The sequence below is a fragment of the Aquabacterium sp. genome (assembly GCF_030652515.1).
GTDB lineage: Bacteria > Pseudomonadota > Gammaproteobacteria > Burkholderiales > Burkholderiaceae_C > Aquabacterium.
Genome location: NZ_JAUSAR010000060.1, coordinates 1 through 13626, shown reverse-complemented (window position 1 = coordinate 13626; position 13626 = coordinate 1). Strand labels below are relative to the sequence as shown.

Sequence of the window (13626 nt, the reverse complement as noted above, 5' to 3'; positions counted from 1 at the left end):
CTGTCGTCCAAGCGGGCCAAATTCGCCATTTTGTGAAACGCAACTGCCCTACCATCCCGGAATCAGTTGCGGGGCCCGACAATCGACCACCCTAGCACAGACCCTCACCTAGGCTCATGGGCTTCACATTCTTTAACCCCCACAACCCGGCCCCTTCCCGGGCCAAAGCGGACCACGCGCGGTTCGTGCAGCGCATCCGTCGCCGGTACACCCCGGAGCGCGACATGTTTGCCCAGCAAGCGCCAGGCACCCCCACCGAAGACACCATCGCCGTCCTGATCGACCACCTGTTGGCCGAAGGGCGAGCCCTGCCCTCCGCCTTGCGCGTGGCCCGCCAGTTGGTGCTGGAACGCCTGGCCTGCATCGACGTCGAGCAATCGTGTGAACTGGCCGACGTGACCACCGCCATGACCGAGTTGGCGCAAGTCACCCTGGAGCGCGCCCTGATTTGCGCCCAGGAAGAATTCGACGCCGTCCATGGCGCCCCCCTGAACGAGCAAGGCCAGCGCATCGACCTGTGGGTCATCGGCATGGGCAAGCTGGGCGGGCGCGAGTTGAATGTGTCCTCCGACATCGACCTGGTCTACGTCTACGAAGACGATGGACACACCACCGGCATCGACGATGGCCATGGTGGCATCAAAGGCCAGATCAGCGCCCACGAGTATTTCTCGAACGTGGCCAAGCGGCTGTTCAGCCTCATCGGAGACACCACCGAAGACGGTTTCGTCTTCCGCGTTGACCTGGCCCTGCGCCCCAATGGCAACTCCGGGCCACCCGTGGTCAGCCTGGCCATGCTGGAAGAGTATTTCCTGGTGCAAGGCCGCGAATGGGAGCGCTTTGCCTGGCTCAAAAGCCGCATCGTCGCGCCGCGCGCCGCCATGCCCAAAGGCAGCCGCCACGCCCGTGCACTGGCCCTGCGCGACGTGGTGATCCCCTTCGTCTTCCGCCGTTATCTTGATTACGGCATCTTCGAAGGCCTGCGCCAGTTGCACCGCAAGATCCGCGACGAGGCCAACCGCCGTGCCGCCGGCCGCCCCGAGCGCGCCAACGACGTCAAGCTCTCTCGCGGCGGCATCCGCGAAATCGAATTCACCGTGCAACTGCTGCAAGTGGTGCGCGGCGGCCAGTTCCCCGAGATCCGCACCCGCTCCACGCTCAAGGCCCTCAAGCGCCTGGCAGCACGCGGCCTGATCTCCGATACCACTGCCGACAAGCTCGCACAGGCCTACACCTTCCTGCGCCAGGTCGAGCACCGCATCCAGTACCTGGACGACCAGCAAACCCACCTGCTGCCCACCGACGATGCCGATCTGGCCTGGATTGCCGCCAGCCTGGGCCTGGGCAAACCCAGCGAAGACAAGCCCGACTGCAACAGCGGCACCTGCCAGTTGCTCGACATCCTGTGCAACGTGCGGGAACTGGTCGCCACCGAGTTCGACGCCTTGCTGCACGAAGGCAACGCGCCCAGCAGCAAACCCGGCGGCTGCCGATCCTGCGGCGGCCCGCCCCTGCCGGTCGACAGCGAAGAGTTCATCGCCAAACTGCCCGAGCCCATCGCCTCGCACGTGCGCACCTTCGCCGCGCAGCCACGCGTCAACCTGCTCAGCGACACCGCCAAGCTCAGGCTGGCCAAGCTCATTGGCCGCGCCACCCTGCTGGCCTACACCAGCGAAGACTGCTCCGAAGTCACCCCGCAAGACTGCCTCGGCCAAGACGCCGTGCTGCGCTTCATCGACTGGCTGAACCCCCTGCTGCGCCGCGACAGCTACCTCTCCCTGCTGGCCGAACGCCCCGAAGTGCTCAAGCGCCTGCTGCGCCTGCTGGGCCTGGCCAAATGGTCCATGCGCTACCTCATGCTCCACCCGGGCGTGATCGACGAACTCGCCGACCCGCGCCTGATGGAAGGCCGCTTCGACCCCGTCGCCTACCAGCAAGACCTGCAAGACCGCCACCGCGGCTGGGAGCGCGCCGGGCAGGCCGACGAAGAATCATTGCTCGATACCCTGCGCCGCGCCCACCACGCCGAAATCTTCCGCACTCTGGTGCGCGATGTCGAAAAGCTGTTGACGGTCGAGCAAGTCGCCGACGACCTCTCCGCCCTGGCCGATGCCACGCTCGACATCACCCTGAAATGGGCCTGGGGCCACCTGCAACAACGCCCACCCAAACAAGCCCGCTACGCCGTCGGCCGCGAACCGCACTTCGCCGTCATCGCCTACGGCAAGCTGGGCGGCAAAGAGCTGGGCTACGGCAGCGACCTGGACGTCGTCTTCCTGTTCGACGACACCCAGGACCGCCCCGCACCGGACGCCGGCCCCGACGCGCCCGACCCCATCGACGCCTACCTGGTCTTCGCCCGCAAGGTCATCAACTGGCTGACCCTGCGCACCTCGGCTGGCGAGCTGTTCGATATCGACACCGCGCTGCGCCCCAACGGCAACGCTGGCCTGCTGGTCACCTCCTTCCACTCCTTTGACGACTACCAGCGCCAGCGCGGCAGCAACACCGCCTGGACCTGGGAACACCAGGCCCTCAGCCGCGCACGCTGGTGCGCGGGCGACCCGGCCCTGGCCGCCCGTTTTGAAACCACCCGCCGCGCCATCCTGTCCACCGTGCGCGATACCCAGGCCCTCAGCGACGAGGTGCTGGCCATGCGCGAACGCCTGCGCGCCGCCCACACCTGCCCACCCGACAAGTTCGACGTCAAACACAGCGCCGGCGGCATGATCGATGTTGAATTCGCCGTGCAATACCTCGTGCTGGCCCACAGCCACGCCCACCCCGGCCTGCAGGACAACGTCGGCAACATCGCCCTGCTGCTGCGGGCGGAAGAGGTCGGCCTGCTGGCCACAGGCATTGGCCGCGAAGCGGGCCAGGCCTACCGCGAGCTGCGCCGCGTCCAGCACCGGGCCCGCCTGGACGAGTCCGCACTGCAACTGGCCGGCGAGGCCAAAGACGCGATTGAGCCGCACCGTGACGCGGTCCTGCGCCTTTGGGACGCCGTCTTCCTCGGCCCCAGCACCCCCACCGCCACGTGACCCCCCGCCCGCTCGGGCCTCTGGCCTGGACCGGCGTCGCCTTGGCGCTGGGCCTGCCCGCCCTGCTGGGCCTGCTGCCCGGGCACTGGCCCCCTGAGGCCTGGGCACTGCACCCCAGCGCTGGCCTGCCACAAAGCCCCCTGAACTTCTGGACCTGCGCCTGGCTGCATGCCAACACCCGCCACCTGGTGGCCAATCTGGGCGGCCTGGCCCTGATCCTCAGCCTGGGCTGGATCCTCAAGCTGCCCCCCCGTGCCGCCCTGGCCTGGCTGCTGGCCTGGCCCATCACGCACCTGGCTCTGCTGCTCGACCCTCGGCTGGACACCTACTACGGCCTGTCCGGTGTCCTGCACGCCGGGCTGAGCATCATCGCCACCAGCCTCATCACCCAAGCCAACCCTGATCGGGCGGCCAAGTGGACCGCCCTCTACGGTTGGGCCCTGCTCCTGGGCATGCTGGCCAAATGCTGGCTGGAGAACCCCGACTGGCAAGCCCTGCTGCCCCGCCCCGGCCTGGACATGAACGCGGCCCCGATGTCGCATTGGGCGGGCACCCTGGTCGGCATCGGTATCACCTTGACACTGGCGTTACCGCGAGGTCACCGCTGCTCGAAATCCCGCCCATGAGACAGGGTTGGGGGACCGTACACTCATTGGCTGGATTTTTGACTTCAGGGAAGTCCCCAGGGAACTTACCGCCGCCAAGGCGGGTCTCTCTGCACGATCGAGTCTCCACACCAATCATTAATTAACTTTTCGTTTCAGCCTCTTATGCACACCAACCAGCCTACCTTCGCTCGTCATCGCGCCCTGCAACGTGCAGCCCTGGTCCCCATCGTGGTGGCAACTGCCCTCCTGGTCGCTGGTTGCGGCAAAGACGGCAAAGAAGGTGCCAAGGCCACACAAAGCGCCGCCCGCATCAATGGCGAAGAAGTCACCGTTCACCAGATCAACATGGTGCTGGAGCGACAGCAGGGCCTCAAGCCCGAGCAAGCCGAGCCCGCCAGCCGCCAGATCCTGGAAAGCCTGATCGACCAGGAACTGGCCCTGCAAAAGGCCACCGAGCTGAAGATGGACCGCGACCCCCAGATCATCCAGATGCTGGACGCCACCCGCCGCAACCTGCTGGCACGCGCCTACCTTGAAAAAACGGCCGCAGCCACCGTGGGCACCCCTTCGGCCGAAGACGTCAAGAAGTACTTTGACGAGCACCCTGCCCTGTTCGCGCAACGCCGCATCTACATGCTGCAAGACTTCACCATCCAGGGCGATACCGAGCAAATCAAGGACATCACGCCCAAACTGCAAGTCACCGACAGCTCACAAGCCTTTGTCGAAGTCCTCAAGAACAGCGGTTTGAAGTTTGCCGTGAACCAGGTCACCCAGCCAGCCGAAGCCCTGCCGCTGAACCTGGTGGATTCATTCGCCAAATTGGTGGATGGCAAAGGCATGTACCAGGGCATGAATGGCGGGCTGAAAGTCGTGCTCGTCGCGGCCAGCAAACCCCAGCCCATCAGTCTGGACCAGGCCAAACCCATGATCGAACGTTTCCTGACCGAACAGCGCAAGCAGGAATTCATTCAAAAAGAGACCAAAAACCTGCGCGCCACCGCCAAGATTGAATATCTGGGCAAATTCGCTGAGAAACCTGCTGGCGCCGCTTCTGGTGCAGCCGCCGCATCGGCACCGGCTCCCACGGCCGCCGCCAGCACGGCCTCATCGGCCGGAGGCATGGACGCCGCAGCGCTCAACAAGGGGCTTTCCGGTCTGAAATAATTTTTCTCGCCGAAAAAGCCAAGGAATTTGCATCTGGCTGCAAGCTACGGGGAAAGCCAAATGGTTTTCCCCGTCTTTTTTGACAGCAGGGCGCAGCCATCACTCAATACAATCCGGTGATGGCCCAGGAGTACGCTGCATGACGTTCAATCAGTTTTTAAGAATTATCCGAGCCCGCTGGATTTTGGCATTGGCGGTTTTAGCGTTTTCAGTCATCGCAACCCTGGTCATCAGCCTGGTTTTACCCAAAACCTACACCGCCAGCGCCACCGTGATGGCCGATGTCCGGCCCGATCCCGTCTCGGCGCTCGCCGCTGGCGGCACCATGATGATGGCCAACAGTTACCTGGCCACCCAGGTTGACATCATCAAGAGCCCCAGCGTCTCGCAACGTGTCGTGCGCACCCTCAAGCTCACCGACAACCCCGTGATGCGCAAGCGTTGGGAAGACGAGACCGACAGCAAGGGTGATTACACCGCTTGGCTGGCCACCGTCATTGCTCGCGGCCTGGAAGTCAAGCCCTCGCGCGAATCCAACGTCATCGAAATCATCTACGAAGGTGCCGAGCCGGGTTTCTCCGCCGCGCTGGCCAACTCCTTCGCCAAGGCTTACATCGATTCCACCGTGCAGATCCGCGTGGATCCCGCCCGCCAATATGCCGACTTCTTCGAAGAACGCGCCCGACTGGCGCGCGAAAAGCTGGAAAAGGCCCAATCCCGATTGGCCACAGCCCAACGAGAAAAAGGCATTGTGGCCACCGAAGAGCGCCTGGACGTTGAAACCGCTCGCCTGACCGACCTGGCCGCCCAAGTCACCGGCCTGCGCGCTTTGAAGGCCGAAACCGGCAACCGCAGCGCCCAAGCCAACAGCAACCCTGATCAGATGCAGGACGTGCTCAACAACACCGTGATTTCAACCATGAAATCAGACTTGGTGCGCCTGGAAGGCCGCCTGCAGGAGTTGCTGGAACGGTATGGTGATGCCCACCCTGGCGTCCAGGAAGTGCGCGCCAACATCGGCACCTTGCGCAACCGCCTGCGCGCCGAAACCGAACGCGTGACGGGCAGCACCCGCATCAACAGCACCATTGCCACCGCGCGTGAAGCCCAGGCAGTCACCGCTTTTGAAGATCAACGCCAACGCGTGCTCAAGCTCAAGGATGCCCGCTACGAACTCCAGGTGCTGGAACGTGAAGTCGAGAGCGCGCAACGCATCTACGACTCCATCCAGGCCCGCCTGAGCCAGACCAGCCTGGAAAGCAGTGCCAGCCAATCGGGCATCTACCTGCTCAGCACCGCCACCGAACCCACCTCGGCCACCTCGCCCCGGATTTTGCTGAACGTCTTGGTCGCCATCGTGCTTGGCACTTTGCTGGCCTTGATGACCGCCATGACGGTGGAGTTGTTCGACCGCCGTGTGCGCGGCGCCCTCGACATCGCCCAGGCCCTGGAGTTGACCGTGGTCGGCGTGCTGCCATCACCGTCTTCGCAAGCCAAGAACAAGATGGCCCTCGGCTTCAACCGCAAACCGCCAGGAGCAGCCCAACCGCCCTCGTTGAGCACCAGCAACATTGAACCTGCTCAAGGCTGAACGACCATGAACACGAATTTCCACGCATCACGCTTCAGCTCCGTGCAGGACAACGCTTCGTCTGACTTCCAGGAAACGCAGCAACTCTCCAGTGAACGCTCCATTGGCGAGATCATCAGCGAAGCCAACAAGCTGTCCACCGAACAGATCGAACAGATCCTGGTCTATCAAAAAGACAATGGTGTCCGCTTCGGGGAGGCTGCGGTGGCCCTGGGCCTGGCCAATGCCGACGATGTGCTGTGGGCACTGGCGCAACAGTTCCACTACCCTTACGCTTCAGAAGGCAAAAACAGCCTGAACCCGGAACTGGTCGTGGGTGCCAGCCCCTTCACCGTTCAGGCCGAGGCCTTCCGCACCATCCGCAGCCACCTGATCATGAAGATCTACAGCGACGAAGGCCCTCGCCCCGCGCTGGCCATCCTCAGCCCGGACAGTGGTGACGGCAAAACTTATTTCGCCGCCAACCTGGCGGTCGCTTTCTCTCAGTTGCCAGGCCGCACACTGCTGATCGACGCAGACATGCGCAATCCGCGCATCCACGAGTTGTTCAACCTGCCCAGCCGCAGTGGGGGCCTGTCTTCCATCCTGTCGGGCCGCGCGGCCTCCAAGGTCATCCAGTCGGTCAAAGAGCTGCCCAACCTGTTTGTGCTGCCTGTGGGCCCCACGCCGCCCAACCCGCTGGAGCTGCTGGAGCGCCCCGCCCTGGGCCTGCTGTTGCGCGAGCTCAAGACCAAATTTGACCGCATCATCGTGGACACCCCGGCCATGAGCCTGGGCACCGATGGCCCGGTGATCGCCGCCAAGTGTGGCGCGGCCCTCGTGGTGGCGCGCCAAAACCAAAGCCGTGTTCCCGCACTTCAGGAATTGGTCCGCACCGTCAAGATGAGTTCGGCCAAGATCGTTGGCGCCATCGTCAACGAGTATTGAACGGACCAGTTGATGGGCCCGCACCCCTTGCGCTCAAGGCGCAAGGTACACGGGCCTGAAATCAACCGAGACCGTGGCGTCGGCCGCCAGGCTGCGGCATTTGCCCGCCAGATCGCACAGGCTGCGCCACTCTGCACGTTTCTTGACGGGCCAAGGGTTGGACATGGTGCGTCCCGGGTGCCAGACCACGTGCGACAGTTTGCCTGAGGCATCTTGCAAAGTGGCTTGCCACAAGCCACCGTTTTGCCCTGACTCCAATGCCAACATGCGTTTGCCAGACATCCAGGTCACCACCTGTTTGTACGCCACGCCAGCATCGGTCACGTCAATCACGAGGTTGGTCCCCCGCGCGATCACCGATGTGGAACTGGGCCAACCATGGCTCCCATCCCACGAATAGTGGTACCAGCGCCCCAGCCCAGATGCCCACCCTACCACCAGGCTGCGCGCCAAATAGGCGGGCCCAAGTTCATTGACGCGGGGCAACTCCTGCCCCGTGGCTTTGGCATCACGCCAGGCGGGATCCTGCTCCGTGCTCAATTGGTAGACACCACCTTCTGTATTCCACAACGGCTTGTCACTCACGTCATGGTCACGCATCAAACCTCGAATCGCCAAGATGTGAGACATCAGCAACTCGGGGGGGCCATCGACGTACAAGTGATAGCCAATGACATCGGCCGTCTTGCCCCCCCCAATCTGAAGGAAGTAGTCCAGGTAATCGCGGTGATAAAGACTGACACCTGCCGACACGATCTGCATGGCAGGATCAATGCGCTTGACGATGGCGGCAGCGTCATTTTGCAGCGCCAGCAATTGCTCGGGCGTGCCTCGGTACATGGAGGCCATGGCTGACTGACAGGCCTGTGGATCTGGGCACCATTCATCCTTCGGACTGAAATAGGGCTCGTTCCAGATCTCCCAATGCTTGATGGGGCTCCCCTTGTAGCGCGACACGAGATCGTTCACCCAGTTTTTCCAATCACTGCTACGTTTGGGGGTTTCATCGCACCGGTGGCAGTCCAGCTCACTGCGAACCCGATCGTCGGGGTCACTTTCGTCCATGCTCGCCCATGATGGCGCGTAGCCACCCAGCACCATCAGCATGTCGGCATGGTGTTTCTGGACAACCTCCACCCGTTCGTCCAGCACATCCCAGTCGTATTTGCGTTTGCCACCTTTGGGCCTGCTTGCCTGGATGCTGCGCCATTGCGAACGCTCGCTGTCCCAAATGCGCAGGGAGCCCACCCGCCCATCCTCCAAGGCCGCTTTCGAATTGTGGCGGTGCATGGCATGCGCGCCAAAGTACTGCGCTGGCACCGCGGCAGCAGGCAAGACCAACGCACTGCGCCCACCTGCCAGAGAAGCACTGTCGAGCCAAACAGTGCCGGGTGTGGCGCTGGACAGCATGAAAAGGGCCTGACGCGCCTCGACTTCACTGAGCCCATGCGAAAAAGCCGACACCGACAGGAAGGTCCATTGCGGCGTGGTCCGCCAATACCGAGCGCCATATTCCAGGTAAGGTGGGTCGCTTTTGCGCAAGGCCAGCTTGACCATCATCGGCGTCTCGGAGCGCAGCCATACACCCAGTTCATAGCGCCAATCTGCCTGCAAGCTGACCGGCTGCGTCAGTTGAAAAAGCCCCTGGGACAGCGCCACCTTGAGGCTGCGCCCGCCCTTGGCCTGCTGCTCATCCAGTTCGTAGCTGACCTTGGAGGACGGATTCCAGCACGAGTTGTCCGACCACCCTCCCGTCAATTGCCCCCTCACCCCCGGACAAGCGGCGGCCGCCACGGCAGGGCCCTCAAATCCGCCATCACGCAGCAGATTTGGCTCAGTGGCGGCCGAGGCACTCAGGCCCCAAAACATCAGCCCCCAGAACCAGCCATGACATGACTTGGCAAAAGACATCACACCTGGCCCGCGCCCAGTTCAAGGCGTGTTGACGTGGCCTGAACAGCCGCGTCCATGACCCCCCTGGCGGCCACCTCGAAGGTGTAGGCCTTGACCTTCTCCTTGGCCGAGGCTGAAAACCGCTGCCACAACTCATCGTCGGTCAAAAGCTGGGTGCATCGGTCCACCCAAAGCCCGATGTCAAACGCACAGACATGCCCATTTTCACCATCGACCACCAGCTCGTTGGCCACCCCGGTATGCGGTGAGACCACGCAGGGAACGCCAGCGGCGCAAGCTTCATTGATCACCACACCCCAGCAATCCAGCCGGGTCGGGAACAGGAATACACGGGATGCGGCATATTCTGCGGGCATGTCCTTTTGCAACAGATAACCTGCGAACGACAGGTCCACCCTGCCCTGCGTCAGCAAAGCTTCCTGGCGAATCTCCTCCTCCATGGGGCCCTTGCCCAGGAAGCGAATTGAAACGGTTCGACCCAGGCGCTTCGCCACACCGTCCGCCACCCGGATGGCAAACAATGGATTCTTTCGATCCACGAACTGGCCGCAAAATATGAAATCGTAGCGATTGGCGGCCACACCACTGCCAAACAAGGCATTGTCATCGCACAAGGGAGACAAGTGGATCTTGTCTCGAGGCACACCGTACGCAAGAAAAAGATCTCGAGATCCCCAGCAGGCCCCCACGAATGACTTGCTCAGCGAGAACACCATTTTTCTGACCAAGCGGTGAACAAATGTCAGGCCTCGCTCAGACTCAGCCGTGCCATCTGTCATCGCCACATGCGGAACGCCCCGCAAAATGGCCCACGCGAAAGCATACAAATAGGTCGGGATGAAGCCTGTGGTCACGACCACATCGGGTTTCAGTTGGGACAACAGCTTGACCACTGAAAAATCCATGTGCATGAATCTGGCTTCGTAGCTCGTGTACTTGCCCGTCAGAAAATGCACCCCATATTTTTGGGAATGACCATCCTGGGTTGGGTCAATGTACGCCGGAGCGCAATAAATCACATGCAATTCAATTTCACTGAAATCCGCCAAGTGATCCCACACCGGCACTCTGTAGGGCGCAGGCACATTGGTCACAACGACACATCGTATTTTCTTCATCCCCATGCTAGTTCACCGGCGCGCCATTGAAGCCATTTTTTCGGCTTTTCCCCGAGGCGACCTCACCCTTGGTATCTTGAGAAGCAAATATCAACAACAAAATGGTCGCAATTGGCCAGGTTTTAAGCGCGTAGGGCGAGACGGTCGCGGTCAAACCTTGAGTCAAATAAAGCAAAAAGGCTGTGAAGGTCAGACCAGATGCCCATTGCCTTGGCCCTGCCGAACGTGAGATTCTGTAGACCAGCACCCACCCGATGATGTTCAACGCCGTCCCGGTCAGACCCTGCGTGATCAGCAGGTACAGGTATTCGTTGTGCGCACCATGCGGCGTCCCATCGCTGATATTCTCCATGAATATCAATATGTCCGCATACAAACCACGACCAAACAGCAACTCGCCGGGCCCGTAATTTGCCAGACCATACTTGAGCAACAGGCCGATCACACGATCTCGCCCTTGCGAGAACGAACCCATGTTGCTGGTATCAAAAGTAAGGATTCGGCTGCTGTCGTAGAGGAAAAAAGCCAGCCCACCCAATATCGCCATGAACCCGCCGTACATCAGAAGGGTGCTGGGCTTGGCGCCATTCTTCAAGGCCACGAACACCAGCACAATGGCCAATGTCAGATAGTTCAGCCGCGAGTTCGCCAAGACCACCTGAACCACCACCAACAACGTCAAAACGATGTAGATCGGGTTCAATTTGTACCGGTTCCAGGCTGCAAACACCAATAGTGAGGTGGACAGACTGAATGACAAATCAGTCTTGAACATGTAAAACCCCTTGAAGGTGTGCACCGACCCCCAATAAACCCAGCCGTAGTCAAACGGCATGAGCGCGGCATTCGCGACAATGTTCAAGGCGGCGCCAATGGCGATGGCCAAAGGCAAACTCTCATCGGCAGCGGCAACGAGCAAGCCAAAAAATATGAACGGGCTCACGATTTTAAAAATCAGCTGCGGAGAGCCGTTCTGAAAAATCATCAACAGCGTGAGAAAAGAAAAATAGACGATCACAAAAACCCACAGCATCGACTGAAGGTCGCTCGAAACTTTTGATTTTTCGCCGCTGAACCCTCGCCCAGTTCTCATGAAGAAAACGCCGAAAAGCAGCAAAAAGAAATACAGATACTTGACAGAATTCACCTCAAAAAAGGCGTCTGCACCTGATTTCAAGCAAATGGCCAGGAAGATCGGGACGGCGTAAAACTTTGGAAATACCATTTTTGGCGAAATACCATTCATGCCACCACCCCCGATTGATTGGGATGAACCACCCCGCGCAACATTCGCCGCATGCCCACATACAGCACTGCTGCATAAGTTGCTTCGCCCAATACAACCCCCAGCATCAAGCCGTTTTTACCCAATATCAGACTGGTGAGGCACATCACAGGAATGCTGAAAAGAGCGCTGATCAATGCAGCATAAAATGATCTCCTGAAATGGCCACCTGCCAACAACACACCATTACAGATTGATGAAAATCCACTGGCCATGAAAAACAAACCCCACCAGGCAATGTCAAAATGCAAACCAAGGTATTTCTCACCCAAAATACCAGATTCCAATACTGGATAAGCCACCACCAAGGCGAGCAAATAAACTCCGACCACCGCCGCCACACCCATCATGGAGAATCGAGTCAATCTCGCCACTTCACGAATCGCGCTCATCGATATCCAATGGCTGACTTTCGGTCGAAATACATTACTCCATGATAAAAATACCATGCCCAAGGGTGCAGTGAACAGCTTGGCGGCCACGATTTCCGCCGTGGATTCAGGCCCAAGGAAATGGGCACCAATCAAGAGATAGCCATTCCCTGAAGCCCAAGCCACCAGACCTGCAGGCAAGGACCAGCGCGCTAAAGGCCAGATCTCGCGCCAAAGCTCAGACCAAGGCCCTACAGAAAACACGGGTACCGTCGATGCCTTCCGCAACCAGGGAATGGCACTGATCACGCCAGCGGCGCCAATCACCAGCAGCACCTCATCGGCCCGAACGCGATTGGCATAGACCAGCCAGACCACGCCAAGCGCCACCGTCAGCACATACGCCATGTCCTGCTGCAGGCAAAGATCCGCCCGCCCATTGATGAACTGCACGTTGCGCAAAAACTCCCTCAACCAGCTCGACAGCACCATCAGCGCCATGGCCAAAACCATGGGCCACCCTATCTCATCCATGGAGATCGATGCAGGCAGCGTCCACAGAAAAAATCCGCCAAAGATCGCCAACACCACACTCGAAGAGAGCTGCAAGCCAAAAAAAACGTTGGTGGCTCTCAAGCGCTCAAGCCCTCGCTTTTGAGGCAGCAGTGTCAGGGACGTCGTGGTGACCAGTGCGGCTTGAATGGCCAAGGTCAAAGCCACATAGCCAATCAGTTGGCTATAAGCGTAATAGTCATGCTTGGTCGCAAATTTGATGAATGCCAGGCCGATCAGAAAATTGCTGATGCTGAGCAAGCCTTGGTCAATCAACGAATACGACACGCCATGAAATGGTGACTTGCGCTCATCAGCCCCTTCAGACATGAGATCCCCGACATCCGAATGCTTCGGACTGCCGATCATTCGTGATAGTCATAGGCTTGGTAGCCAGCCTGCTTGACCAAACTGTCGCGCTTGGCGGCGGTGTAGTCGCTCAGGACCATTTCGGCCACCAGCTGCTGCAAGGTGATGACCGGCGTCCATCCCAGTTTGGTCTTGGCCTTGGTCGGATCACCCAACAAGGTTTCGACTTCGGTGGGGCGGTAATAGCGCGGATCAACCCGCACCACCACATCGCCCACCTTGCACTGGGCCAGCAGTTGCCCATTGACGGGCTCCACGGCCACCACTTTGCCCACCTCCTGTTCAGCATCGCCTTCGAAAGCCAGCGTGATGCCCAGCTCCTTGGCTGAGAACTCCACGAACTGGCGCACGCTGTACTGCACACCGGTGGCGATGACGAAGTCTTCGGCCACGTCCTGCTGCAGCATCAGCCACTGCATCTCGACGTAGTCGCGGGCATGGCCCCAGTCGCGCAGGGCGCTCATGTTGCCCAGGAACAGACACTCTTGCAGGCCCAGCGCGATGCGGCTGATGGCCCGCGTGATCTTGCGCGTCACGAAGGTCTCGCCGCGCACCGGGCTTTCGTGGTTGAACAGCACGCCATTGCAGGCGTACATGCCATAGGCCTCGCGGTAGTTCACCGTGATCCAGTAAGCGTACAGCTTGGCCACCGCGTAGGGGCTGCGCGGGTAGAAAGGCGTGGT

The 13626-nt window shown here is 60.5% G+C and carries 10 protein-coding genes; 5 read left to right on the top strand and 5 right to left on the bottom strand.

Features of this window, described 5'->3' with window-relative positions; all coding sequences use genetic code 11:
• The first annotated feature begins 116 nt into the window (after nt 1-116).
• The 5 genes from glnE (at nt 117) to Q7V20_RS07160 (ending at nt 7334) form a co-directional block, all read left to right on the top strand.
• Complete coding sequence (glnE, locus tag Q7V20_RS07180) at nt 117-3041, top strand: bifunctional [glutamate--ammonia ligase]-adenylyl-L-tyrosine phosphorylase/[glutamate--ammonia-ligase] adenylyltransferase (protein WP_304788646.1); 2925 nt, start codon at nt 117-119, stop codon at nt 3039-3041.
• Nucleotides 3038-3667 (top strand): hypothetical protein, encoded by a 630-nt coding sequence (locus Q7V20_RS07175; RefSeq protein WP_304788644.1) that lies wholly within the window; start codon nt 3038-3040, stop codon nt 3665-3667. The genes glnE and Q7V20_RS07175 overlap by 4 nt, the downstream gene beginning before the upstream one ends.
• A gap of 144 nt (nt 3668-3811) precedes the next feature.
• On the top strand, nt 3812-4816 hold the full coding sequence (locus Q7V20_RS07170; RefSeq protein ID WP_304788642.1) for an EpsD family peptidyl-prolyl cis-trans isomerase: 1005 nt from the start codon (nt 3812-3814) through the stop codon (nt 4814-4816).
• Between the two features lie 139 nt (nt 4817-4955).
• Nucleotides 4956-6407: a chain length determinant protein EpsF gene (gene epsF, locus Q7V20_RS07165; RefSeq protein ID WP_304788640.1), complete on the top strand. Its 1452-nt coding sequence runs from the start codon at nt 4956-4958 to the stop codon at nt 6405-6407.
• A 6-nt stretch (nt 6408-6413) separates the two neighbouring features.
• Nucleotides 6414-7334, top strand: coding sequence for a polysaccharide biosynthesis tyrosine autokinase (locus tag Q7V20_RS07160; RefSeq protein ID WP_304788638.1), 921 nt, complete (start codon nt 6414-6416; stop codon nt 7332-7334).
• A 33-nt stretch (nt 7335-7367) separates the two neighbouring features.
• Here Q7V20_RS07160 and Q7V20_RS07155 read toward each other — a convergent pair whose 3' ends face one another.
• From Q7V20_RS07155 to Q7V20_RS07135, 5 genes are all read right to left on the bottom strand, one after another.
• Nucleotides 7368-9203 (bottom strand): hypothetical protein, encoded by a 1836-nt coding sequence (locus tag Q7V20_RS07155; protein WP_304788636.1) that lies wholly within the window; start codon nt 9201-9203, stop codon nt 7368-7370.
• Nucleotides 9204-9244: 41 nt separating this feature from the next.
• The gene (locus Q7V20_RS07150) at nt 9245-10372 is read right to left on the bottom strand and encodes a glycosyltransferase family 4 protein (protein WP_304788634.1); all 1128 of its coding nucleotides are present in this window, start codon (nt 10370-10372) and stop codon (nt 9245-9247) included.
• A gap of 1 nt (nt 10373) precedes the next feature.
• Nucleotides 10374-11612 (bottom strand): hypothetical protein, encoded by a 1239-nt coding sequence (locus Q7V20_RS07145; RefSeq protein WP_304788632.1) that lies wholly within the window; start codon nt 11610-11612, stop codon nt 10374-10376.
• Nucleotides 11609-12943 (bottom strand): lipopolysaccharide biosynthesis protein, encoded by a 1335-nt coding sequence (locus tag Q7V20_RS07140; protein ID WP_304788630.1) that lies wholly within the window; start codon nt 12941-12943, stop codon nt 11609-11611. The genes Q7V20_RS07145 and Q7V20_RS07140 overlap by 4 nt, the downstream gene beginning before the upstream one ends.
• A partial coding sequence (locus tag Q7V20_RS07135; RefSeq protein WP_304788628.1) for a GDP-mannose 4,6-dehydratase occupies nt 12940-13626 on the bottom strand: 687 nt, incomplete at its 5' end. The genes Q7V20_RS07135 and Q7V20_RS07140, both read right to left, overlap by 4 nt.

Bases quoted from the DNA above. Each gene is read 5' to 3' on its own strand.
- Q7V20_RS07140 (WP_304788630.1), bottom strand. From the start codon at position 12,943: ATGATCGGCAGTCCGAAGCATTCGGATGTCGGGGATCTCATGTCTGAA.
- Q7V20_RS07145 (WP_304788632.1), bottom strand. From the start codon at position 11,612: ATGAATGGTATTTCGCCAAAAATGGTATTTCCAAAGTTTTACGCCGTC.
- Q7V20_RS07170 (WP_304788642.1), top strand. From the start codon at position 3,812: ATGCACACCAACCAGCCTACCTTCGCTCGTCATCGCGCCCTGCAACGT.
- Q7V20_RS07155 (WP_304788636.1), bottom strand. From the start codon at position 9,203: ATGTTTTGGGGCCTGAGTGCCTCGGCCGCCACTGAGCCAAATCTGCTG.
- Q7V20_RS07150 (WP_304788634.1), bottom strand. From the start codon at position 10,372: ATGGGGATGAAGAAAATACGATGTGTCGTTGTGACCAATGTGCCTGCG.
- glnE (WP_304788646.1), top strand. From the start codon at position 117: ATGGGCTTCACATTCTTTAACCCCCACAACCCGGCCCCTTCCCGGGCC.
- Q7V20_RS07160 (WP_304788638.1), top strand. From the start codon at position 6,414: ATGAACACGAATTTCCACGCATCACGCTTCAGCTCCGTGCAGGACAAC.
- epsF (WP_304788640.1), top strand. From the start codon at position 4,956: ATGACGTTCAATCAGTTTTTAAGAATTATCCGAGCCCGCTGGATTTTG.